The sequence below is a fragment of the Coleofasciculus sp. E2-BRE-01 genome, assembly GCF_040221695.1.
Taxonomy (GTDB): Bacteria; Cyanobacteriota; Cyanobacteriia; order Cyanobacteriales; family Coleofasciculaceae; genus Coleofasciculus.
The window spans coordinates 1-24,713 of the sequence record NZ_JAVKEA010000032.1; the positions used below are offsets into that span (position 1 = coordinate 1).

Below are 24,713 nucleotides of genomic sequence, written 5' to 3' on the forward strand. Positions count from 1 at the left end.
AATGACAAATGACAAATGACAAATGACAAATGACAAATGACAAATGACAAATGACAAATGACAAATGACAAATGACAAATGACAAATGACAAATGACAAATGACAAATGACAAATGACAAATGACAAATGACAAATTACCACGGACTACCAATCATCATAAATCCCGACCAATAATAAGGATGAGATAAATCAACCTGTCCCAACTCAGCTAATTGTGGCGGTAACGATACCCCTCCTCGCGTTCCACTTCCGCGCAATTGTCCGCCTTCAATCACGACATTTCCCCGCAACATCGATAACTGGGCTTCTCTTAGCGCCTCTGCCTTAATTTGAGTCTGACCCAATTGGTTATACAACTCAGTCATTAAAGCTAATGTGCCTTGGTCACTCACCTGCCAGACACTACCTAAAGCCGTCTTCACACCCGACGTCACAGCTAATCCAGCAAAGCCTAACTCCGCCTGATTGTCTCCCACCGCCGTGCGACAAGCCGATAAGACTAATAACTCCACAGGCGGATTATCCCAATTCATTTGTTGCATTTGGGCTAAAGTTAACTTATCATTCCATAACTGCACATAGGAATTACTCGGTCCCCCAGATTTAAAATCGGCATGAGTTCCTAGGTGAATAATTTCATAAGGATAACGCTGGCGTTCTTGAATTAAATTTTCTAACGTAAACTCCTGATTGAGAAAAACTTGACCACCCACTTCTTGGGCAATCGTTGATAACTCAACGGGAACCGCTGGTAACGGATTAAGTTCCGTAAATTCTGATGCCCCCATCGCTAAGATTTGCGGATTTGTCATCGGCTGATGATTACTATTCATCAGGCTGAATGTGGGAATTATGCTGAGGCTGTAGTTTTCAATCAAAAACTGTTCACCATCATGCAAGACTGGCATAGGTATTGTCCGCAATCCCGCATCCATGGAAAAAAGTAATGTATCAATTTCAGCCGCTTCCAGTTCCGATGCAATCGGTGCAATTAACCACTGATAAAGTTGTTGCGCGGGTTTCAAATAACCATTCCCCCGACGGCGAAATGCATCCGTCAGTTGGACTCGCAGTTCATTCGTAACTCCTAGAAGTTGGTCGCGATTAACCGGGATAACTTTAGTGACAGGTTCGGCGGCGGCAGTAAAGAGGACTAATTTCACGCCATCCGGTTGGGTTACTGCATAAACCACGGCAGAACGATTCCCGGTTTGACGTTCAATTTCTGCCAACGTCTGTTCAATACTGGCTAAGGAAATTGAATACTGAGAGAAATCCTGCCCAAAGTAATCCGCAAACTCTTTCAGTCGGGCTTGTTCTAAGGATTCAATATAGCGATTCGTCGCCCCTGATGCATCCTGTAGGGTCAAAAGTGCGGTTGATGCGTCTATAATCGGCAGCGCTTGAGTCACATTTTCTGTGGTATCTATAAAGGGCAGAGACTCTCTAAGATTGTCTGAATCAATCCCCTCATAAAGATTGTAAATCTCATTCGGGGCAAGAATTGGGTTTTGGGAAACAGGCATCTGTGGAGGTACAGGCGTCTGTGGAGAACCTGCACTAATAATCTGAATATTTCCTGTCGTTTGAGTTGAGGGAAAGGATTCCACCGGAGAAATTGTCGCACTACCCGTGGTAAGGGCAGCAGCTATGCCATTCGTCGTTGCATCACCGATTTCAAAGGGTGTTTCATTTTCTCCGCCATGGCTAATTGTAATATTGCCCCCTTCACTCCCCCCAATGGTGGAGATACTCGCAGGTATGCCATTAGCGGCGGTAAAGATATCGGTGGCACGGAAAAAGCTGTCAGTGTTAATATCAACTGCACCGCCTGTCGTACCCCCTTCTGTATTAATCCAGCTAACTTGAATATCATTAGGGGCATTAAAGCTAACATTACCCCCTCCCCCAGAACCACCAGTGGTGTTAATTTTTCCAGTGGTAATTTCTCGGTTGGCTTCGATGACAATATCCCCACCATTCGTATCGCCAGAGGTATTAATATCACCCGTCGTAATCGCCCCATTTTGGCTAGTTAGCGCAATCGTTCCACCATTCGTCGGTGAACTACTATCCAGGATGCCACTACTAGCATCAATACTACCTTCACTGGTTAGTGTAATATTTCCAATACCTTGAGTTTCAACCGTACCACTTCCCAGCAGAGAAATACCGATATTATCTGAGGCGGTTGTATCTTGACCTATACTGCTAAGAAGAATATCCCCTGTATTAGAACTTACCGTTGTCCCCGAATCCTGAATCTGAATTCCGCGACTGGAAGCCTCTGTTCCCCCTGTACCCTCTAGAGTAATATTCCCTGAACCTGTGGATTCAACCACACCGCCACTCAGCATAAAAATACCAAAGTTATTGTTTCCCGTGGCATTTCCGGCTTCACCACTTAGGAGAATATCACCATTGTTTGAACTTACGGTTCCTGAATTTTGAATCTGAATACCTCGATTCCCATCTGTTCCCGTTCCCGCTGTACCCTCTAGAGTAATATTGCCGATTCCTGTGGATTCAACCACCCCACCCAGCATAAAAATACCAAAGTTATCGTTTCCGGTTAAGTCTCCACCAATGCCGTTAATTAAAATATCGCCATTTTCAGAACTTACCCTTGTTCCAGGATTTTGAATCTCGATACCGCGAGTCGCACTTGTACCTGAACCCCCTGTACCATTAAGGTTAATAGTACCTGTCCCCGTTGATTCCACAACCGCACCATTATTCAGAAAAATCCCCGTTTTTGCTGCACCGTCAAGACTTCCTCTCCCGGTAATCTCAATCGTACCGTCTCCAGAATTGAGAGTTCCACCATTAAGCTGTACCGTTCCGATCGCATTACCGTCACTTCCCGGTTTTATGGAAATATTACCCCCATTGGTGAAAATTTGCGACCCTGAATTCATCACAAATTGGGCAACTCCGGATTCTCGCTGGGTGGCTACTGCATTTTCATCATTAATTGTGGCGCTAAAGTTGCCGCCTGCTAAGGTAATGACCACATTATTAATCGTGATACTTCTGCCCGCTTGCAGCGTCAACGTGCCAATGTTACTGGCATTGATACTCTGATTAATCGTAATATCATTATTCGCTTGCAGAACCACATTTCCCATTAGGGCATTAAGTTGATCCGCATCAAAGGTAACTGAGTTGCCTGAATTCTCGCCAAAGGCATTATTGAGAGTGACATCATCTGTTCCTCCATCGCTAATCGTGATATTCTTCGGATCAAATAAGATAGTTCCTAGATTTCCAGATGTTGCCCCAACATCAATCAACCCTCGGAAAATCAAACTATCCCTAGCCGATATCTCCACCAAGCCACCATCACCGGAATTTTCGCCCCCTGTGGCACTCACATTGCCAGAAAAACGGTTAATTTCATCTGCCCAAGCCACAACCTGCCCAGCATTTCCCTGTTCAAGTGCATCAGCATAAATAACGGAATCTGAACTTACAAATGTCTGTAAAGCATTCGGTATCGTACCTTGTCCTTGAAACCCGCCACCAATCAAAACTGTGCCACCGCCATCACCACCGGACGCATTAATTGTGGCATTCAGTAATCCCACTTGTTCGCCTACTAGATAGACATTACCCCCCACTTGTTCACTAGCGGTGTTAATCACGCCAGACATAATTGTTGTTCCTGATAGAGTGGGAATTACCACATCTGAACCGATGAGTCGCACCGTATTTGCGGAGTCAACAATAACGCCTGTACTCTCTTCATCTTGTCCGGTGAGTAACTCAGCTAATTGTAATGGTGAAATTCCCTCTGCTGTTGGCAGGGAATCTTCCGCCGTTGCTGCTTCAATTTCTAAAGACAGTAACATCCCCGCTTGAGAAATCCGGACTAATTTTTCTCCAGGAACCGCCATCATTGTAATAGTACCTCCAGGGGCGGAAAGGGTTCCTGTATTAATAACTTGACCCGCCAGCAGGGTTAAATATTCTCCCTCACTTACCGCCAATTCCCCCGCATTAATAATGCTTCCGGGCTGATCCATCGTAAACGCAAACCGATTCGGAGAACCGACCAACGATTGATAGTCCGTCTCGCCACTGAAATTAAACCAACCATTCTCAAACCCAATTCCATTTGCCGTCGTTACCATAAAACTTCCTGGCACATTCAGGCTGGCATCTGACCCAAAAATAAACCCCGATGGGTTCATCAGAAATAGATTAGAGTTTCCCCCACTAACCTGAATTAACCCATTAATAATTGACGCTTCGTTCCCAGATACTCTACCTAAAATATTTTGAATATGCGGATTCGATAAAAAGTTAGCAACTTGATTCGCATCGAGTTTAAACTGATGGAAACTATGGAACAAATTCGCGCCATCTCCGGAAAGCGTTCCGCCTGTAATATTAAACTGGTTCCCTTCTAAATTAATACTTGTATTCGTTCCATCATCAGCCGCCGTTATCGACTCGGCTTGTAGCGGTTCCTGCTTCAGAAATACCAATGGGATGAACAATACTATCCCTAACCAACGGCTGAATTGAATCGGTGTAGACATGAGTTTTCCCTGATTTTGAGGTAGAAATGCACTGGACTGGTTTAATGGGTTATATCGATCAAAAATCACCCTATCGGGGGTAGTGAATCGACTAAGAAGAGGTTGTTATTGATAACCTATCAACCCAAGCTATCCTTGGTTTCGCTTTAGTGAGGTTGCAGGGTTACTACATTTATGCCTGATTTTGTCGCAGTTTTCTCTAGTATAAAGAAATAAATGTCAAGTGTCAGCGTGCTAGAAAAAAATCTAGCTAAAATGAGTTAAAATTACCAAACTATGCTATGGCTTCAGAACTGAACGTTTGATGAGGTTTTATATTATAGAGTATGTCTCAAGGATTTGTGAAATCTTGGGTTCCCTCTTTTCTCGTCCTGGATTGAGTTAGGGCGATCGCAGATTTAACTCCTGAAAGGGTTCTGCATCCTCATCCAGGGTAATTGTCCCTGGTTGGGCGGGTTGCTGATTGATTTGCAGCGTGAATGTCCCCTGGGGTAACTGTTCCAGATAATAAACACCCGCCCCATTGGTGACGGAAAATCGTCGTTGTTCGCCATCGGCGCTAATCGCTTCTACCCTCGCCCCAGCAACTACATTCCCTTGGGCGTCAGTAACCACTCCAGAGAGAGTATAGGATAACACTAAGGGAACCTGTACAAGTGTATAACTTCCCGCCACCACTTCAACCGCATAAGCATCATTGACGGTTTGCCAATCTAGGGGAAATCCAGATGGATCAAAGTCGAGACGATAGATTTCCGGTGGTAAGCGTAGCCGAATTCCATTGGCTTGGACTTGGGGACGAAAGGATTGAATCGGTTGGTTATTCAGAATTAATAATAACTCTGGGTTTTCGGTGTAGATGTTTTCACCGCTATCTAACTTACTATTATTGTTACGATCAAAAAACGGTTGAATCAATATCCCGCCGCGATCGCGAAACCGATCTGATTGGCGATCGCCTGGAGTTACCCCTTCCTGTACATTTAAACTGGCAACCAGTTCTAGGCTATAATTTGCCTCATTTGAGGTTAGCGATACGCCATCATAACGCCCCCGCAGCAGCAAACCCGGTATAACTGTAGTTTGTACCTGGGCAATCCAGCCCGAACCCTGAGAACCAACCCCATAACCCAACTGAGTGTCCCACAAATAACTCCCATCGGGCGATCGCGCTTTGGATCGATAGCGCCAGCCAATTGTGGCTAAATTATCTCGACGCTGAAGGTTACGGGTTTCATAACTCAGCAGTACAGAATAGCCATCACCGAGAAAACGGCGCGATAGATTATAATTCAAATCTGACCGAAACCCCAACTCATTCCCCTGATGATTCAGTTGTAAAAATCCTAACCGTTGTGTCGCATTCCAGCGCCAGCGATTTTGGTCATCAAGCGTCGCCCGGGCAAAGGTAAAAAAACCACGACGACTGAATCCTGTTTGCATCCCTACCGCCGTACCCTCGCGACTATTATAGGTTCCCAATACCGTCAAACGCGGAAAGATACGCCAATTCAGATTAAGCCGTTGGGCAAAGCGATCGCTGTTAAACTGTAAACTAATCGTAGAGGTTGGTTCATAACGCAGATTCGCATTACTATCCCAATCCCCTTCTTGATCTGGACTCAACACCGACGCCGCCACTTCCAAGGGTATCCCTTTGGGGCGAAAAAATACATCCGCTAATCCCCTAACGCTTTCCTCATAAATTCCACCCACACCTACAGTCAAATCTTCCGATATCCCCCACCGTTGGGCAATTCCCCCCTGAAAATTCTGCCATTCTCCAATAAAATTTTGATTGTTCAATCCAGACGGTTGATGAGTCCAACCTACCGAAACAATCGTCGCCGCAGCCCCATCCGGAATTTGTCCCGGAACCGTCGAAAACGTCGCCTCCCGCACCTCCGGTTGAGCCGAAAGGCGTCCTTGAGGATATAATAAAATGCGATAATTCCCCAACCTTTGACCGCCAATCGGCACCTCCTCAAACCGATAAACCCCCGACGAATCCACCAGAACTTCAGCCAAAACGCGATCGCTAAATCCTTGCGTTAGCCGTACCAACGTCCCTGGTTCCGCTTCACCCACAATCGTCTGTCCCACCTGCGACGCTTGCAACCGTTGTCCTGGACTAAATCCTCCCCCACCAAACGTCACGGGAGGTGTAAATCCTTGACGCTGAATCGTCGTGACTCCCCAATACTCCCCCCTCCCCTGACTCCGCCAAAACGTCGGCTGAGAACCCACCCCATAATCCGCCCCATCGGTTTGTCGCAAATACTGGGCTTCCGTCAGACTCCACGTCGGTGAGTCTAAGAAATCCGGTTGATTCACCCGAACATACCAACTCCCCGATAACAGTGTTCCCACCGCCGCCAATTCCCCCCGATAACTCAGGGACGAAGACTCACCCAAACCCGATGTTGACTCTGATCCTGTCGCCGTAATCCGTTCCTCAATCGCCGTTAGAGTAAAATCCGTCGGGGTAATCCGGGGTAAACCCTCCAGTTGCACTGGGGGTTCTGTCGCCGCAATCCCCCCAATTTTTTGTCCCAACCAAGGGGGATTCAGGATAATCGCATACTCATTAATATCAAATTCTGCGGGAACCCCAAGTAACCTTTCCACCTCTTGAATCGACAACACCAACCCCAACTCCGGGTCATTCTGTAATTCCTGGGGGTTGAGTCGAGTAATCAATCCAGGCGATCGCACATCTAATTGCCCATCCGCTAACGGCGTCACCTCCAGCTTCAACGCCTGAACCACAGCATCATAAGGAATCAGCCAATTCTCAAACGCAACCGCTTGGCTACCATCTTCTTGTCCCCTTACCAAGACACTAAAAATTACTGGACGCCCCCCAACATTCACCCCCACCGGAAACACCGTAAAGTTATCGGAATTTTCGATAACTGGAGTGACTGAATCCTCCATCTCCGTTTGACTAATCCTAGTCTCATGAAAACCGGAATGGCTTTGAGAGCAAGCCTTAGCCGCCATTCCCACAACCAAACCAACAATTATCGCGATTTGCCACAAAACAGAATCCACACGTAGGGGCGCACCGACGTGCATCCGTGTCAACTTAAGGTAGAAAACCAATGGTGGCAAGGTTTTAAGCTGTATCTATCTACTCCTTGACATTTTCCCCCTCATCCCCTAACCCCAACTCCGGACCTGGGGAGAAGGGGAACCGGATTCTCTTGCTCCCCTCTCCCAAATTTGGGAGAGGGGCTGGGGGTGAGGGGTTGAGCTTAAGTTGACACCAATGACCGACGTGCGCCCGGAAAACCGACAATATCTAATCCGCTATTTTAGCTATCTCACGCCAGTCACAATTCCCCTCAAAACCCGCACAACTTAGAGGCATATATTTCTGTAAAAAACACAGACTTTTTTTGACATAAACCCCTTTTATTGGTATGGGGAACAAAGTCAAATCAACAGCAAGAACAAAGCCCATCGCCTCGCCGACTCAAACCATCAACAACCCTCTGCGAACCTCTGCGCCAACCTCTACGTTCCTCTGCGTTAAAAACGATCAACATAGACGCGATCGCCCTTAATCTAGAAAGTAGAGTGTCAAAATGATTTAATTGGTGGCGCTAGCCGGAATCATCAAATCAACGCTAAACGGCTGTGTCCGTCGCTGATCATCTTCAGCCCAGATCAACTCACCCGTAAGCTGATATTGACCCGTAGCCAATTGCCCTTCATCAGGATAATTTAATAGAAACTGACGCTCACTCTCAGCCACAATTCCCGTCGGTTTCAAACTCCCCGTCTCTATAACCGTTTCTCCCTGCTTTAACGTCCAACTCACCGCTGCTCTAGCCGATGCCATTCCGGTATTTTCAACGAGTAATTGAATTTGGTCTTGTTCTGAATTCCAACTGGCACTCTCCACTGCCAAAATTGGCGACAACTCTCCCTGACGCACATAAATTGTTGTACCAATTCGTGCCGTCAACGCAACAGAATTGCCACCACTATCCGTCGTTTCCTGAAGCGTTTCGGTAAACACAACCGCTCGATATTCCCCGTCTGGCAAACTGGGTGGAAAGCGAGTAATTAAACGAATGCGTCGCTGCACTCCCGGTGGTACGGTTAATTCCCTGGGTGAAAATTGCAGATAAGGCGTTAAATCGCTGGGGCTAGAGTCTAAGATTTGAAACCCATTATCCCCATAGGTAAAAGATTCAGCATAAACTCGTCCCCGAAAGGGTTGATTACTGGTATTGGTAACATTAATAATTGCTTGAGCTTGACCGCGATTGGCTTGGGTTTCAATAACTAAAGGTGACACACTCATTTGGGCTTGCGCCGCACCTGCACATAGTAAAACCGCAGATAATGCCCAGCGACTGATGCAAGTAACGGTTGGCAAGACGGAATTAAACGCTAAAGTCATAGCCGTATCAGGGAAGGGTAGGAGTAGGGGGTAGGGGCGAGTCGCTGCACTAGCGTAAAGGGGACAACCGATTAATGAACTTGACTCGCCTTGTTTGAGATTCTGCCCAACTAACCCTGATTTGGCTAGTGTTGGGGTCTTCTCGCAGAATTTGATAAAGGCTAAGGTTCCCTTACTACAAACCTCCTACGGCACAATTGTTAAAGTGACAGCATACTGATAGATTCCAGCTTCAAAAAATCCACTATTAACACCCAAATCCACTTCCACGGTTTGTCGAAGGGGTTCGTTAGGGTTAGGACTCAAAGGAAAAATGGGCATGGATGGACCGGGAAAACCGTTACTACCGTCAGCCCTACCGTTATAGTCTGTTTCTGCACCTGGAACTGTTGCCCGTGCGTTTAAATCAACATCTGAACCTGGGGGTAAAGCACCCGGAGGAGGTCCGATCTCTGGATTGCTGGGAGTAAACGACACAAAACGAGCATCACTAATTTGAAGTTCTGCTGAATCTGTATTGCAGGAAACATCGACAGTACCCGATACTCCTCCCGGCGCATCAGAGGTAATTTCTCCATTAGGTCCAAAACCCGTTTGTGGTCCACCCCTGTACACCAACACACCTGGAACCGGAGTCGCGAAACTACAACTCTCCCCTATATTCCCTTCAAAAATAACATCAACGGATTGCGCCAACACGTTCGGACTAAACACCACCGCACCCGCCAGAACAAAGCCAGATAAAACTAAACGACGAATCATGGAAGCCCTCCTTAAGGTATATGCACATAAGAACCAAACATCGATAAGCGAATTAAGGGATAACCGTCAGCGTCACCGCATAATTGTAAGTCCCCGCCGGAAAGGGAACAGGTCTTTCCACACGCATATCGACTTCTAAATCACTAATTCCCACCGGAAGATTCACCGTCACATCCGCCGTATCCGCCGTCACCTGTTGTGTACCGACACTAACAAACGTGACATAAGTTGTCTCATCCGGATCAGGTGTTGACCCAGAGATGAGACGAGGCGGTGAAACCGTTAGGGTAGCAGGAGTGTTAGAGTTTAAATTTACCGTTGCTGGATTGACGGATTCTATCACATTGGGCAGTTGAGCTGAACCACTGCTAGCCGTTGTTTCCACCGTACCCAGGACAACCTGGTCAAAGGTTACCTCAATGGGAACACTAGCCGTAAATGGAATATCAACGGATTGAGCCAGTGTCTCAGAACTCAACCCCATAGCACTGGCTAGGGTTAACGCTGATGCAACGGCATAAAAACGAAACATTTAAAGCTCCTCTAGGGTAGCTGTTTCAAGTCTATCTTAAGGTGTGCTAGGAGAAAAATATAATCTATCCTCTGGATAATAATTCGTCAATTTCTTTTAAATTTTGTAATCTTCCCCAATCCGGGGATTGAGTAAAGGGCGACCCGATCCTCTGTAGGGGCGGGTTTTACGACTATCTTTCCAGTTGCACCTCGATGTGACTAAACCCGCCCTGTTTCAGTTGTTGATTGATGCAAGCGGGTCGCCCCTACAGGAGGATTAAAGGTAATAGGTTTCCCTCTAATTCCCTTTTGATGGATAGGATTATCAACGATTGGGGAAATCCTGCGATCGCGCCAGCGTGTCTGATAGGACATATCGCTCTCAATAGGGTTAAGTTTTGAAGTGATGATGATCGAGTCTATAGGTCGGCACATTTTCCCATGATAAAAGTATACCAAAAAAAAGAGCGATCGCATACAATATGCTGTTAATTTTTTAAGGTTGAAAAAAAATGAAGCCTCTCTGCCTCTCTGCCTCCCTGAACCTCGGTAAACTTAACCGAAAATGTTTCAGTCTACTCAACTTAAACCATCTGTTCCATGCGGCGAAAATCGAGTTCAACTTCCGCCCACAGGGAACGATTGTGAGGGTCAGTTTTCAACGCTTTCTTCAAATAAATTCGGGCTTTATCCAATTGCCCATCCTTCACCAAATACCGTCCCCAACATTGATAAGTAATCGCTTGCCACTGTCGCACCTCTGGATCTTGGGGGATTCGTTGCGCTAACCCCTCAACCAGCGCGATCGCACGGGCAAATCGTTGTTCTTTAAGTAATTGCTGTAAACGCTCATAGAATGTCCATTTGAGCTGATATTCTATCTCTGATAGGGGAGGAATGGAGGGAGGTTTGGCTGGCGGTTGCTTGGTCACCGTAACCGTCTGGGAATCCTCAGCCGAGTGAGTTGTCCCAGACGGTTTAATCGCATTCAGCAGCAGCTTATACGCCTGTGTCAACTCAATAAACTTAGTTTGAGCCAGCCCGTCACCGACATTGACATCCGGATGACACTGGCGTGCTAAACGCCGATACGATGCCTTAATCTCAGACTGAGAGGCGCCATCGCTTAAACCTAACAATCGATAACAATCCGCCAGATTCATCTCAAGGACAAGCACTGATAGGGGTAGAGGCAGTATTTTAGAACTGCCCCACCGATTCTGTCTATCTTAGCCTGCTCTGTCTTCAATCACCCGGTCAATCAGTCCGTACTCCTTCGCCTCTTGCGCGGACATGAAAAAGTCGCGATCGATATCTTTTTCAATCTTCTCAACCGTTTGACCCGTCTTGTCTGCGTAGATTTGGTTGAGTTGACGCCGGATTCGCAAAATCTCCCTGGCTTCAATCTCAATATCTGTCGCTTGTCCCCGCACACCGCCAGAGGGTTGGTGAATCATAATCCGGGAGTGGGGTAACGCCAACCGTTTCCCCTGCTTTCCAGCCGCCAGCAGGAAGGAACCCATCGACGCCGCTAAACCGACACAGATGGTCACCACATCCGACTTAATATGCTGCATGGTGTCATAAATCGCCATACCTGCGGTAACTGAACCACCGGGAGAATTTATGTACAGATAGATATCTTTGTTGTTGTCTTCAGAATCCAGGTAAAGCATTACCGCGATGATCTGGTTAGTAATCTCATCATCGACTTCTTTACCCAGAAAAATAATCCGTTCTCGGTAGAGACGATTGTAGATATCAATCCAATCGCTGTAAGGAGAACCAGGAAGTTGATAAGGGACTTTAGGAACGCCAATAGGCATAATTTGCTCCGAATTCTAGAAAACGTTTTGAATACTGTGTAGAGGCGGGTTTGACAACTATCGTTTCTTCCCTCACCCAAATTCGACTAAACCTGCCTCAGTACGTGTCATGGTTCGTCTGGTAGGATGGCAATGGTTTAGGCATTAATCAGGAGGGTTGTCTCGAAGGAGAACAGCAAAACTGCCTGACTGTCCTTGAAAGAGTCGCGATTAAGACGCACTGGCGGCGATAGCAGCCGGAACCTCATCACTCTCTAACACCCGATCAATCAAGCCATACTCTTTTGCCTCATAAGGCGTCATGTACAACATCCGCTCCATATCCTTGGTAATCTTTTCGGCAGATTGACCCGTATTTTTTGCCAAAATCCCCATCATGGTGATCTTATTGGCTAGCACTTCCTTCGCCCGAATTTGGATATCCGTGGCTTGACCCCTTGCATAACTCTTGGGTTGGTGCAGCACAATTGAGGCATTGGGTAAACTTGCCCGACAGCCTTTTGTACCCGCTGACAGCAGCATCGCCGCCATCCCCATTGCCGAACCAATACAAATGGTATGGATGGGGGGTTGAATGTAATTCATCGTGTCACAGATGGCAAAGGCTTCGGTTTCAAAGCCAATCGGTTCACCATCGTAACGGGAGGTTCCTGTGGAATTAATGTAGATTTTAATCGGCTTGTCGGGATTGTCGTACTGCAAATACAACAGTTCTGCCACAATCAATTCGGTGACTTGTGGCACCAAGGGTAAACCTAGATAGACAATCCGCTCATTGAGGAGCAGTGACGGTAAATCAGGTGGCGGGGTGCGGTAGTTTTGCCGACCATAGTAGGTTGATTGAACTGCCTGAATCGGTCGTTTCATGATCTTCGGGAATGCAATAATGGCGCTATCTTTAAAACATAGTAGCGTGCTTGTGAAGTTGCCTGGGGCGGTTCTTTCGATTGATGGCGATTCGGGGTGTATCCTGAACAACCTCAGCCCTTCATCAGTACTTATGTATTACACGAAGGTTACTATAATTACATCTTTTCACTGGCTTAGGAGTTTTAGACATGAAAGTTGGTTTACACCCTGCCCTCAGCGATACTAATCTGGATGCCAATCAACCCAGTTCCCAGCGTCAGTTATCGATCGCGATTCGGGCAATTACCCAATCCCAGGATCAGTCACTGCCGCTGAATTTATGCTTAATTCTCGATCACAGCGGCTCTATGCATGGGCGTCCCCTAGAAACGGTGAAAAAAGCGGCGATGCAACTGATTGAACGACTCAAGGAAGGCGATCGCATCTGTGTGATTGCTTTTGATCATCGTGCCACAGTGTTGGTTCCCAATCAAGCGATCGATAATTTGAACACGATTAAATCCCAAATCCGCCAACTCTCTGCCGATGGGGGAACGGCGATTGATGAGGGGTTGAAACTGGGGATTGCAGAAGTAGCTAAGGGAAAAGCTGACGCCGTGTCTCAGGTGTTTCTGCTGACGGATGGCGAAAATGAACATGGGGACAATGATCGCTGCTTAAAATTAGCCCAATTCGCGGTTGAGAATAAGCTGACGATCAATACCCTAGGATTTGGGGCAAGTTGGAACCAAGATGTGCTAGAAAAAATTGCCGATTCGGGGAGTGGTACGCTTTGTTATATTGAACAGCCAGAGCAAGCGGTACAGGAGTTTGGACGCTTGTTTAACCGTATCCAAGCCGTTGGCTTGACCAATGCTTACTTATTATGTGAATTAATGGATGGTGTGCGGTTTGCCGAATTCAAACCCATTGCCCAAGTCGCCCCGGATACGATTGAACTCCCCCTGCAACCCCAAGGCGATCAATTTGTCGTCCGCTTGGGTGATTTGATGACGGATGCCGAACGGGTGATTCTGGCAAATCTGTATATGGGACAACTGTCTGTTGGGTATCAGGCGATCGCGAAGCTGCAAGTACTCTATGATGACCCGGCTACGGGGGAAGAGGGGTTAAAGTCGGAACAGGTTCCCGTCGAGATTAACGTTCAGAGTACCTATCAACCGTCTCCCAATACCAAAGTCCAACAATCGATTCTGGCACTAGCCAAATACAGGCAAACCCAAATAGCCGAAGCCAAACTGCAAACAGGCGATCGCTCTGGCGCTGCCACAATGTTACAAACGGCTGCTAATACGGCAATCCAAATGGGAGACCAAAGTGCCGCCACGGTGCTGCAAACTAACGCGACTCGTTTGCAATCTGGCGAAGAACTCTCAGACGCTGATCGCAAGAAAACTCGGATTGTGTCCAAGACTATCTTGCAGGAGTGAGACTCTAGCAGAAGGCTTCAGGGTAGAAGGCGCCAAGACTCCAAGACACCAAGCCGATAAGGTGCATGGTGTCTGTTTTTTGCCCACACCCGACACCCGACACCTATTTTACAATTCTTAATATCATTTCTCATCATATCAGTTTACCCTAAGCATTTGGGACGGTTTTGATACGTTTTGGACGTAAAAATACACAAGTCGTAAACCTTAGGGATAGGAAATTTAACATGAGTACCAATTTAGCCACTCAGTTACGTGAGGGAACAAAAAAAGCCCATACAATGGCAGAAAACGTGGGATTTGTCAAATGTTTTTTGAAAGGCGTCGTTGAAAAGAACTCCTACCGGAAACTCGTCGCCAATCTCTACTTCGTCTATAGTGCGATGGAAGAAGAAATGGAGCGCCATCGCCAACATCCAATTCTCTCAAAACTCTACTTTCCCCAACTCAATCGCCAGAAAAGTCTAGAGCAAGACTTGTACTATTACTACAGTGCAAACTGGCGCGAACAAGTAGCGCCTTCATCTGCGGGTAAAGACTACGTGCAGCGAATTCGCGACGTGTCCGCCTCTGAACCCGAACTATTAGTCGCCCATTGCTACACGCGCTATCTGGGCGATTTATCCGGGGGACAAATCCTGAAAAAGATTGCTCAACGGGCGATGAATTTATCTGAGGGTGAAGGTACAGCGTTTTACGAGTTTAACGACATTCCTGACGAAAAGGCATTCAAAGCTGAGTATCGTCAAGCCTTGGATGAACTTCCCATTGATGACGCCACAGCCGAACGGATTGTTGATGAGGCAAATGCGGCATTTGGCATGAATATGAAGCTGTTCCAGGAATTAGAAGGGAATTTGATTAAAGCGATTGGTCAGATGCTCTTCAACACCTTAACCCGTCGTCGGAGTGGTGGTAGCACAGAACTGGCTACGGCTGAATAAACCCTGGTTAAAAACCTTGTAGAGACGTTGCATGCAACGTCTCTACAATCGGGAAAAAAAGGATTTTATATACCGAATTTGGTATTAGCTGTGGAAAACAGGGGGAGGCAAATGATAGCGGTTTTTCATTTAAAAAAAGACCAGCAGAGTAATTATCAAGAGGAATCCCAAAAGATTGGGCCAATAAAGCAGTTTAGGAATGAGGCTATCTTTATACTGAAAAGCAGGAAGATTAAACCGCGAGGAATACAAACGCGAATTAATTGCCACCAGCAAAATCAATAGCTTACCAGTGCATATAGCGCTTTCCCAGGGTGTGAGGTACACCTAAATGTAGGGACAATGTAGGGGTGCAAAGCTTGCGCCCTTAACGATGTATCGCATCAAACCGGAAATTGCTATATCTATATATGATATGGATGCTGCTGTGCTTCTTAATGAATCTTTACAAAATAAGCCAAAATTAATCCAGCCAAGTGGTTGCCAACGTTAGCTGATTGCAATATTATTCAACATAGTGTAACAACGTCATACGCCAGTATGACAGAAACTGGATTTCAGAGCCTGAGACACGGTGGCTAGACCCTGGCAGTCTGTGACTTCAGTTCTATTTTGTGATCACGAGCAAGAATGTTACACCGATATCCTGCCAAAAGCCACCTCAGTTGCACAAGTATTATCGAGTAGAACAAAGTCCCTGACTGGCTTCTACTATCCAGGAGAAGCGGGTTATAGAAACCTGGCTAGTCGGTACTTGGTTGAAAATGACTAGAGTTTGCTGTGGCTGGGATAGGGGATTTTCTAATGTCAAGAGAAAGTATACTTAATTAATTGTCCAAAAATTTTTGAGCGGATAATGCAACAAATCTTTACTAAAAAACAACTAAATTTACAAAATGAAGCTTTAAGCTTAACACTCTTAAGCATGGTGAGTTCAAAATTTATAATCAGACCTTCGGGAAGCGTGTATTTAAGTTTTTTTCAGAGCTTCGCGGATGAATTACGAATTTTTTTGAAAAAGATTTTTAATCTCTCGTCAGAGATTAATTAAAGCTATAGAGGATGTGATTTTATATTAAATTCACATAAACATCGGGACAACAACGTTGACGAATTAAGGCTGAATCGCTGATCAGGCAAGGAATACAGAAAATCGATATATCAGTTTAGTATCCATTAAATTGTTTTTTTTTAGTAAAGATCCCCAGAAGGACTAGATAGAAACGCCAAACTAATGCCATTATTAATTAAGAGGAGAGTATTGAATGGTCGCGAAATTAGAAAAAATTAAGGGTGCATTAAGAGTGCGTAACAAAGCGCAATTTTTCTTAACATTATGAGTTCGCGATCGCTAGCGGAGTTTTACCTTTTGTCAACTTAATCATGTTTTGGAGTTATAACCTATGTCAAAGCTAATGAACCGTACCTCAACTGCCACTGTAGACGCTAAAATTGCCACATCTGCGAACTCCACCTATTGCGGTGGTGGTGGCAGCATTCCCGATGGAGTGGCTAGTTTTCAAGATGAGATTGTGGTGACTGAAAATATCGCAATTAGCAACGTCACCGTCACGCTGAAGAATTTAGAACATACTTGGGTAGGCGATTTGATTGCCCAGTTACGTCATCTCGAAAGCGGGGTTGTGGTTGACTTGTTCCGACGCCCCGGACAACCGCAATTTTCGTCCAGTGGCTATAGTAATGACCTGAATGGAGATTACAGCTTTAACGATAACTTTTCCCGTAGCTTTGACTCAGTAGCGGCGTCTCATGGGGTGATTCCCAGTGGTAACTATTGTGCAAGTCAGACTTTGTCTGTGTTTGAAGGACGCCCATCTGCTGGTACTTGGCAACTGATTATTAATGATTGCTCTGCGGGTGACTCAGGTTCTCTGGAGTCTTGGACTCTCAATTTAGAATAAATACAAAAGCTGACTAAACCTGCATTCTCAGGGAGAAAAGCAGAAATCGTTCATCAGTGCAAAAGGTTCTCCAAAGCATAAGTGTGTTGAGTTAGCACTTGAGAATACAGGTTAATTGGTTTCATCAAAGCGTAGAACCTTGACAGGGAAAAGGACTGTTGGCTCTGGCATAAAACAATCAACATTCCTTGGTCAATCGCTCCAATATAAAAATCCTCTGCTCTCTGGCTTATGTCTAGGGTGAGTAGAGGATTTTTATCTTAAAATAAACGGGTGGCGAAGTTTTGCGATCGCGTCGGCGAGATTGCCCTGGCTTTGAGAATGGCGGCGGCTAAACAGGTATAAGACAAAATCCCCACCACCGCTAACAATAAACTACTGACAAACCCACTAGCATTCCACAAGGCGTGGAGAATCGCCGCACACAGATAACCCGTTGCCAGAATTTGCCAAGCTTTTCGCGGTTTGAGAACACTTAAGCCGATAAAATAGCCAAAATAGCCACTATAGGCAATATGTCCAGCAACTGAACCCAGTAGACGGGGGATGAGTAATTGCAATCCCATCAGTTGAGCCGATCCTTGACCCGCTTGAAAGGTTACGTTATCGATAATATCCGGAACATACTGTCCTAAGGTTTCCAACAGGGTAAAACCCACCCCTGATGCCGTACCTAAGAGAATCCCATCCAGAGGTTCCCAGACGCCAATCTGTTCTCGCCACGGCGAACGTAGCAGTTTACCCAAGAAAAACGCCCCAATAATTGGCAGGGCTTTGAGTAATTCCTCCATCAAACCCGCCCCGAAAAACATGCGGATTAGCAGAGACGTGAAACTGATCAGTTCTCCTTCTTCCGGTAAGCTTCCCGGTAAGATGTCGCGAAAAACGATAATCGATAGAGGTAACAACGGACTGGTTAAAATTAAACCCGTCGCGATCGCACATCCCAAGAATACCCACCACGGTTTTGGTTTCCCACAGAGTTGGTAGACAAAATAAGAAGCCGCACCCGTTAAATAGGTTGCCAAGAGTAGATTAAACACCATTGCCTGACCGACCGCCATAAACATTAACACCACAAACACCACCGTGAGAATGGCGGGTCTCAGAAACGCCTTTTGGGTTAAATCTTGTCCCGTTGAAGCGAGGGGAAACAGTTGACTAAAGGTAACCGTATCGGGAGTTTTATGTCCGATTACACTGACAGATGTCAGCGATGAAGCCGAAGAAACGGGTGAGACTAGGGACGAAGATGAACTGAACTGGCACTCAAAAATAAACTGAGGACCATCTTGACCCAATTCAATGCGATCGCCTGCGTGCAATTGACAGCATCCTCGTAACGGATACCCATTAACATACGTCCCATTAATACTATTGAGATCACAAATTTCCCAGCCCTGCTTCCAGGGTGAACAGGGACGAATCGTAGCATGACGCCGCGATACAATTAAATACTGATTCGGGTTTAAGGCTATTTGGCAGCTTGGATCACGACCAATCACCGTCTCCTCATCCTCAGACAAAGGATAGGGAGATAAATGGCTAGCTATACCTCTGCCAGCAAGAGGTCGTAAAAATCCACGGCAATGTTGACCAGTCATCAGTAATGTCCGTGAGCTTGGAAACCGTGTTTTAGCAAGGGGTTTGCTTCCTCCGTCGGAGTTTACCAAAGACCTCGTAGGGGCTCTTATGTGCCCATCCGTGTCAACTTAAGGTGCAAACTAATACAGGGCGAGCGTTTCACCCTCATCCCCTAACCCCTTCTCCCATCAAGGGAGAAGGGGAATAAAGAAGCTTCTGGCATCACATCGAGAAACCCTTTTCTTCTTGCTCCCCTCTCCCAAGCTTGGGAGAGGGGCTGGGGGTGAGGGCTGGCGTGGGTGAGGGGTTGAGCTTAAGTTGACACCAATGTTCTGTGCCGTACCCCTACAATTAAATTCTAAAGGACAACAGAAAACGGACGCCAAACCCCAGGGAGAAATAATTCTACTGATTTGCTCTCGCATCACGAACAGCCGCGTAGAACAAAAAGCCACTCAAGGGAATACTACCCGCGAGGATAATTTCTGTGACTGATGCACCCAACTGGGGTGTTCCTGAGGAGAGTTCAAAAATTGAGCCAACAGCCGCAATTGCAGTAATACAGGAACCCATCAAAAATAAACCACTTTTTGGTGTCATTAAATTAAACCTAACGATAAATACGAAAAAACCGAGTCCGTTGTAAAATGTCCATGGATTGCTCCATGGACAAAACATTGGCACGGTTAGGCTGAGATTGCCTAAGAATTAAATGGTTTAACCGCTTGGGTAGAAAAGCCATACTTTTGCAGTTCTTCTGCCAAAACCAGTCCATTTTCCACCCGATCCACAAACATAACCCCAGTCAGGTGATCCATTTCATGTTGAATGGCGCGAGATAGTAAACCATCTGCCTTTAATCTTTGCGGACGTCCATTCTCATCTTTGTAGGCAACTTCCACTTCTACTGGGCGTTTGACATCTAAATAGACGCCAGGAACACTTAAACACCCTTCTTGAGCATCACATATACTCTGACCAAAACGCTTAATCGTGGGGTTGATCAGAATCAAGGGGGGATTTTCTGGGTTATCCGGTTCGCAGTCGATGACAATGATTTGTTTATTTACCCCAACCTGCGGTGCTGCCAAGCCGATACCATCTGCGCTATACATAGTTTGCAGCATCTGATGAGCTAACTGTCGGATGCTTTGGTCTACTTTAGCCACCCGTTTCGCTGGTTGACGCAGAACGCGATCGCCCAGATAGTGAATCTCTAGGGGGGGGTTGTCTAGTTTTTTCTTTTCGACAATAACTTGAGCAGTCATGGGCATGGGAAACTTCTAAATCCAGCAATCTTATTGACACTTCATTTTTTTTATCCTAGCAGGTATCACTCTGGGTGGAATTCGGTTCATCCACCCTTGAGCCACAGCCACTCTTTAGGATTAATGTCAAAGATATATTGTAGGGTGGGTTTCGGCTTCGCAAGGGCCCACCAGCATACCAGTCAGTTTAATGCTCAAAGATATCTCGATAGAGGAGTAAATCCAAAGACACCATCACGGATAACGCCTCAAAGCACTCTTGGGCAAGTTGCCAGCGCTCTTCTCGTTGCAACATGGTAATCAGTTTCTGCCGCACAGACAACAAATAACGGACATCATTTGCTGCATAGCGAAGTTGTTCATCCGACAGGTTATTAGGATTCCCCCAATCTGAACTCTGGGAACTTTTATCCAGTTCCACCTGTTCGAGATCCATGACTAAATCTTTCAGCCCATGGCGGTTGGTATAGGTACGGGCAAGTTTACTGGCAATTTTTGTACAAAATACAGGTTGGACGTAGATGTCCAGATTTTGGCGTAAGATGGCGAGATCGAAACGGGCAAAGTGAAAGACTTTTAAGACAGTTTGGGCTTCCAGCAACTGCTTCAGATTGGGGGCTTCGGTTTGTTTTTTATCTATGCGGATCACCGTAACTCGGTCTTGGGGGTCACACAGTTGCACCAGACACAAGCGATCGCGCTGATAGATTAGCCCCATGGTTTCTGTATCAACAGCAATCGCTTCGGCGTTGAGATAGGTCTTCAGCAGGGCGTCGGGAAGGTCGCGATCGCACACTTGAAATTCTGCCACGTCTTTCTCGATGGGTGGATGAGTCATAATATCTCTTAGTAATTAAGAAATCACTAGCAAATAACCACTGACAAACTACTGCCGTTTGATGAAAATTTGGGTAAAGTAATAGTCCCCCTTGGCATTTTTACTGACGCCGATCCCAGTTACATCAAAATCCCCTTCAATATTTTTGCGATGTCCAGGGCTTTTTAACCAACCTTGTACCGCCTGTGTCGCCGGGTCAGAATAGCCCTGATTATAGGCGACATTTTCCGCCGCTTGGCGATAGGACATGAATTGGGCGATCGCCCGGACTCGTTGTTCAAATCCCCCATGACCCAACGGGACACGCCCGGTTGCCATTGCCTGACTGTGGCGTCTGGCTTCCTTGCTAATGCTTGCGTCTAAGGTTAATGGGGGCAGGTTTTGGGACTGGCGATATTGATTAATCTGTTGATGCACCGCCGCCTCCCAATTGGTGAAATTACCGTCATTGGACTGTGGAGACACAGTTGCAGGAGATTCGGATTGACTCACCGGGGTTTGATTGACACTCAACGCCAAATCACAACTACTGAGTCCTAACTTTAGTAGCAGGAATCCACTCATCACAAAAACAGATCTTGACCGCACCGTTTAATCCTGGGAGTCTAACTGAATAAACTTACCAACTGTTTGTACATCTTTATCACCGCGTCCCGAACAGTTAATCACAATTTTCGGACTACCCTGAAGTTGAGGACAGAGGGTTTCTAGATACGCGATCGCGTGGGCGGTTTCTAGGGCGGGAATAATCCCTTCGAGTTCCGATAACTGACGAAACGCTGCGATCGCGTCTTGGTCGCTGACGCTATAGTATTCCGCTCGACCACTATCTTTCAAATAACTGTGTTCGGGTCCAACACCCGGATAATCGAGTCCCGCACTAACGGAATGGGCTTCCACCACTTGACCATCGGTATCTTGGAGTAAATAGCTCATTGCCCCATGCAGTACACCGGGACGCCCTAGGGTTAGAGTAGCGGCGTGCTTGGTAGAGGTGACACCTTCCCCAGCCGCTTCAACACCAATTAACCGCACGCTGGATTCGTTAACAAATTCGTGGAAGAGTCCCATTGCATTGGAACCGCCACCGACACAAGCTAACAAGATATCCGGTAAGCCACCCCATTTCTCTTGACATTGGGTGCGGGTTTCTTGACCAATAATCGCCTGAAAGTCACGCACGAGCAAGGGATAGGGATGGGGACCGGCGACTGAACCGAGGATGTAATGGGTGGTTTCCACATTGGTTACCCAGTCGCGAATCGCTTCCGAGGTGGCATCTTTGAGCGTACCCGTTCCCGCCGCAACAGGTTGAACTTTTGCACCCATGAGCCGCATCCGAAACACGTTCAGGGATTGGCGTTCCATATCCTGAACACCCATATAGATAATGCATTCCAAGCCGAACCGCGCACAAACCGTTGCCGTTGCCACACCATGTTGACCTGCCCCGGTTTCTGCTATAATCCGCTTTTTGTCCATCCGCTTGGCTAATAAGACCTGGGCTAAGGCATTATTGATCTTATGAGCGCCAGTATGATTTAAGTCTTCCCGTTTCAAATAAATTTGCGCTCCACCGCCATCGGGTCTGGCATAGTGGGCGGTTAAACGCTCAGCAAAATATAGAGGACTAGGACGCCCGACATAATCGCGTAATAACTGTTGCAATTCCTGCTGAAAATCGGGGTGGTTGCGGTACTGTTTAAACGACTGCTCTAACTCGAACAGCGCTGGCATTAGAGTTTCCGGCACATACTTGCCGCCAAATTTGCCAAAACGCCCTAAGGCATCCGGTTGTTCGTTTACTACATCGGTAGAGGAGCGGGAATTAGGAAGGGGAGTTTGGGTCACAGAGCAAGATCGCCAACAACAACACCCACTCATTATAAATCGCGACCTGACCGAATCTGGCGATCGCGATTGAGTTTAACGGTTAATCGAGACAATAGTTGTAGGGGTTCAATTCACCAGCCATGTCCATTACAGGGTTTCTTTCGGATTTTTCTCTGTCGGAAATTTTTCGATTTATCGATCAGGGAAACAAAAGCGGCGTACTGATGCTGCGATCGCGATCGGAGTCAAGAGATGCGTCGTCTTATTATATTTGGGTAGAGAATGGGAATGTTATCACTGCCGCCAACCAGTTGAATGATCAAGGTTTACTCTCGCTGATCCAGCAATACGAGTGGGTGAGTAACCGTGTTGTCACGAAACTGGCTCAGTTGTGTCCAGAAGATCAACCTCTGGGATTGTATCTGAAACAGCAAGGAGCGTTGCGAGTTGAACAACTAGAACATTTGTTCCAAGTCCAAGTCGTACAGCAACTGTGTTTAATTTTTCAACTCAAAGATGCTCACTTTAGATTTGAACAGAATACGCCGAGTCCAACACGAGAGATGACGGGGTTGCAGTCGCCCGCCCGGATTATCGAGGTTGTGTTCCAAAAACTCATTGTTTTAAGACAATTGTTTGTCGCTCGGCATCTGCGGCATAAAAGGAATGGAAGTAGACTCTCAGAAAACTTTTGTCAGCAATTGGGATTGACGATGGATATTGCTTTTTTTCATTGTCTAAAATTATCCTTATTTGACACGAATTATACCTTAGCGGATTTAGCTAAAATTGTTGATATATACTATCGTCCTTATGACATTCCCAAATCAAAATTTTCAGCGACAAAAGCTTTAGTTTAATGTTTTTTTTGATTACACTCAGATCAATGTCACTGATATAAGTTAGGGACTGCTGAATAAGTGTTGTGGTGGGGAGAGGCAACACCTCGACTTCGCTCGGTGTGTCACAGGGAACAGGCAATAGGGTAATTCCTGTGCCTGTTTTGGTTCCATATCATACCTCATCGGGATGTTGGAGCATCATCTTCATAATTATCTCGTTCCAAGGATTGGATTACTGTGCCTTGAGAATGATGCTGCTTTTGTTGACTCACGTAGGCAATCGCTTGATCAAGTTGTTTGCCTCCCAGGGAAAAAACACCATATCCGCGCTGCCAACCAAACTTGGCTGATGTGGGAGGCGAATCTTGGTTAAACTGATGGGCGCTACTTCCTTTAATGTATTTGACAAAATCCGCGATCGCAAGGCTTGGCGGGATAGAGGTCACTAAATGGATATGATCTTCTATACCCCCAATGGCGTGAATAATGCAACCTCGCGAATCAGCCTTACCGATAATATAGTTATATAATTTCGGCTCTCGTGCAGGAACAATCAACGGTTGGCGTTCTTTTGTCGCCCAGACGAGATGATAGTAAAGCCGCCAAAGCGCCATAACTTTATATCTTGATAATTGGGATTAACTGTCACACCGCCTTGAAATCAATTTCAAGGCTTATAGCAAAAGTCCGTTAAAACGGACTAACTAATACATAATTGTTCCTTTGAATAGAATCATGTTCTGATAATCAGGATGAGCTTGTATTTTTACTGAGTCGTCTTCAGACGACTTCGGCTATGAGGCTGGGAATTGATTCCCAGGCGGATGAGCGGATTTCACCATGACTGGACAATAAATTGCTCACCCTCACCTATAACCGAGAATAAATTTCCAACAATGATAACATATTGATTGGATTAATTACCCTATTATCACGCCATTTTACATCGATTCCCACCACGTTAACATATTGATTGGAACGTATTGCCACGCTGTCACATCGCCTTGAAATCAATTTCAAGGCTTATAGCAAAAGTCCGTTAAAACGGACTAGCTAATACATAATTGCTCCTCTGAATAGAATCATGTTTTAATAATCCGGATGAGCTTGTATTTTTACTGA

The 24,713-nt window shown here is 46.1% G+C and carries 20 protein-coding genes; 4 read left to right on the forward strand and 16 right to left on the reverse strand.

The genetic code is table 11. The features are described from left to right. Window positions 1-135: 135 nt before the first annotated feature. The 9 genes from RIG66_RS03520 to RIG66_RS03560 all read right to left on the reverse strand — a co-directional run bounded on the left by RIG66_RS03520 (window position 136) and on the right by RIG66_RS03560 (window position 12,927). Window positions 136-4,545 (reverse strand): CHAT domain-containing protein, encoded by a 4,410-nt coding sequence (locus tag RIG66_RS03520; protein WP_446375263.1) that lies wholly within the window; start codon window positions 4,543-4,545, stop codon window positions 136-138. 381 nt (window positions 4,546-4,926) lie between these two features. Then, complete coding sequence (locus RIG66_RS03525; RefSeq protein ID WP_446375264.1) at window positions 4,927-7,659, reverse strand: carboxypeptidase-like regulatory domain-containing protein; 2,733 nt, start codon at window positions 7,657-7,659, stop codon at window positions 4,927-4,929. Between the two features lie 481 nt (window positions 7,660-8,140). Further along, entirely contained in the window at window positions 8,141-8,959 is an 819-nt protein-coding gene (locus RIG66_RS03530; RefSeq protein ID WP_446375266.1) for a P pilus assembly protein, chaperone PapD, read from the reverse strand. Between the two features lie 186 nt (window positions 8,960-9,145). Continuing rightward, window positions 9,146-9,721 (reverse strand): hypothetical protein, encoded by a 576-nt coding sequence (locus RIG66_RS03535; RefSeq protein ID WP_446375267.1) that lies wholly within the window; start codon window positions 9,719-9,721, stop codon window positions 9,146-9,148. A gap of 52 nt (window positions 9,722-9,773) precedes the next feature. Further along, complete coding sequence (locus RIG66_RS03540) at window positions 9,774-10,253, reverse strand: hypothetical protein (RefSeq protein WP_446375269.1); 480 nt, start codon at window positions 10,251-10,253, stop codon at window positions 9,774-9,776. 200 nt (window positions 10,254-10,453) lie between these two features. Further along, window positions 10,454-10,609 carry a hypothetical protein gene (locus tag RIG66_RS03545; RefSeq protein WP_446375271.1) on the reverse strand — a complete coding sequence of 52 codons (156 nt, stop codon included), beginning with the start codon at window positions 10,607-10,609 and terminating at the stop codon, window positions 10,454-10,456. Between the two features lie 209 nt (window positions 10,610-10,818). Next, on the reverse strand, window positions 10,819-11,397 hold the full coding sequence (locus RIG66_RS03550; RefSeq protein ID WP_446375297.1) for a J domain-containing protein: 579 nt from the start codon (window positions 11,395-11,397) through the stop codon (window positions 10,819-10,821). A 66-nt stretch (window positions 11,398-11,463) separates the two neighbouring features. Next, on the reverse strand, window positions 11,464-12,060 hold the full coding sequence (locus RIG66_RS03555) for an ATP-dependent Clp protease proteolytic subunit (protein ID WP_446375273.1): 597 nt from the start codon (window positions 12,058-12,060) through the stop codon (window positions 11,464-11,466). Between the two features lie 210 nt (window positions 12,061-12,270). Beyond that, window positions 12,271-12,927 carry an ATP-dependent Clp protease proteolytic subunit gene (locus RIG66_RS03560; RefSeq protein ID WP_446375275.1) on the reverse strand — a complete coding sequence of 219 codons (657 nt, stop codon included), beginning with the start codon at window positions 12,925-12,927 and terminating at the stop codon, window positions 12,271-12,273. Between the two features lie 191 nt (window positions 12,928-13,118). Here RIG66_RS03560 and RIG66_RS03565 point away from each other — a divergent pair, with 191 nt between their 5' ends. The 3 genes from RIG66_RS03565 to RIG66_RS03575 all read left to right on the forward strand — a co-directional run bounded on the left by RIG66_RS03565 (window position 13,119) and on the right by RIG66_RS03575 (window position 17,226). Next, window positions 13,119-14,360 carry a vWA domain-containing protein gene (locus tag RIG66_RS03565; protein ID WP_446375277.1) on the forward strand — a complete coding sequence of 414 codons (1,242 nt, stop codon included), beginning with the start codon at window positions 13,119-13,121 and terminating at the stop codon, window positions 14,358-14,360. A gap of 227 nt (window positions 14,361-14,587) precedes the next feature. Then, window positions 14,588-15,304, forward strand: a complete 717-nt coding sequence (locus RIG66_RS03570; RefSeq protein WP_446375279.1) for a biliverdin-producing heme oxygenase — start codon at window positions 14,588-14,590, stop codon at window positions 15,302-15,304. Between the two features lie 1,403 nt (window positions 15,305-16,707). Continuing rightward, the gene (locus RIG66_RS03575) at window positions 16,708-17,226 is read left to right on the forward strand and encodes a proprotein convertase P-domain-containing protein (protein WP_446375281.1); all 519 of its coding nucleotides are present in this window, start codon (window positions 16,708-16,710) and stop codon (window positions 17,224-17,226) included. A 260-nt stretch (window positions 17,227-17,486) separates the two neighbouring features. On the opposite strand, the gene RIG66_RS03580 is transcribed toward RIG66_RS03575, so the two are convergent. The 6 genes from RIG66_RS03580 to trpB form a co-directional block, all read right to left on the reverse strand. Next, on the reverse strand, window positions 17,487-18,830 hold the full coding sequence (locus RIG66_RS03580; protein WP_446375283.1) for a PrsW family glutamic-type intramembrane protease: 1,344 nt from the start codon (window positions 18,828-18,830) through the stop codon (window positions 17,487-17,489). A 385-nt stretch (window positions 18,831-19,215) separates the two neighbouring features. Further along, window positions 19,216-19,410 carry a hypothetical protein gene (locus RIG66_RS03585; RefSeq protein WP_006098114.1) on the reverse strand — a complete coding sequence of 65 codons (195 nt, stop codon included), beginning with the start codon at window positions 19,408-19,410 and terminating at the stop codon, window positions 19,216-19,218. 101 nt (window positions 19,411-19,511) lie between these two features. After that, window positions 19,512-20,078, reverse strand: coding sequence for a peptide deformylase (def, locus tag RIG66_RS03590; RefSeq protein ID WP_446375285.1), 567 nt, complete (start codon window positions 20,076-20,078; stop codon window positions 19,512-19,514). Between the two features lie 187 nt (window positions 20,079-20,265). After that, complete coding sequence (locus RIG66_RS03595; protein ID WP_446375287.1) at window positions 20,266-20,916, reverse strand: ribonuclease H-like domain-containing protein; 651 nt, start codon at window positions 20,914-20,916, stop codon at window positions 20,266-20,268. Window positions 20,917-20,964: 48 nt separating this feature from the next. Continuing rightward, window positions 20,965-21,504: a CAP domain-containing protein gene (locus tag RIG66_RS03600; RefSeq protein WP_446375289.1), complete on the reverse strand. Its 540-nt coding sequence runs from the start codon at window positions 21,502-21,504 to the stop codon at window positions 20,965-20,967. Between the two features lie 3 nt (window positions 21,505-21,507). Beyond that, on the reverse strand, window positions 21,508-22,767 hold the full coding sequence (trpB, locus tag RIG66_RS03605; protein ID WP_446375291.1) for a tryptophan synthase subunit beta: 1,260 nt from the start codon (window positions 22,765-22,767) through the stop codon (window positions 21,508-21,510). Between the two features lie 122 nt (window positions 22,768-22,889). On the opposite strand from trpB, the gene RIG66_RS03610 reads away from it, so the two are divergent. Then, entirely contained in the window at window positions 22,890-23,609 is a 720-nt protein-coding gene (locus RIG66_RS03610; protein WP_446375293.1) for a DUF4388 domain-containing protein, read from the forward strand. A 161-nt stretch (window positions 23,610-23,770) separates the two neighbouring features. Here the strand turns inward: RIG66_RS03610 and tnpA are convergent, their stop codons facing one another. Further along, complete coding sequence (gene tnpA / locus RIG66_RS03615; protein ID WP_446375295.1) at window positions 23,771-24,205, reverse strand: IS200/IS605 family transposase; 435 nt, start codon at window positions 24,203-24,205, stop codon at window positions 23,771-23,773. Window positions 24,206-24,713 lie beyond the last annotated feature (508 nt).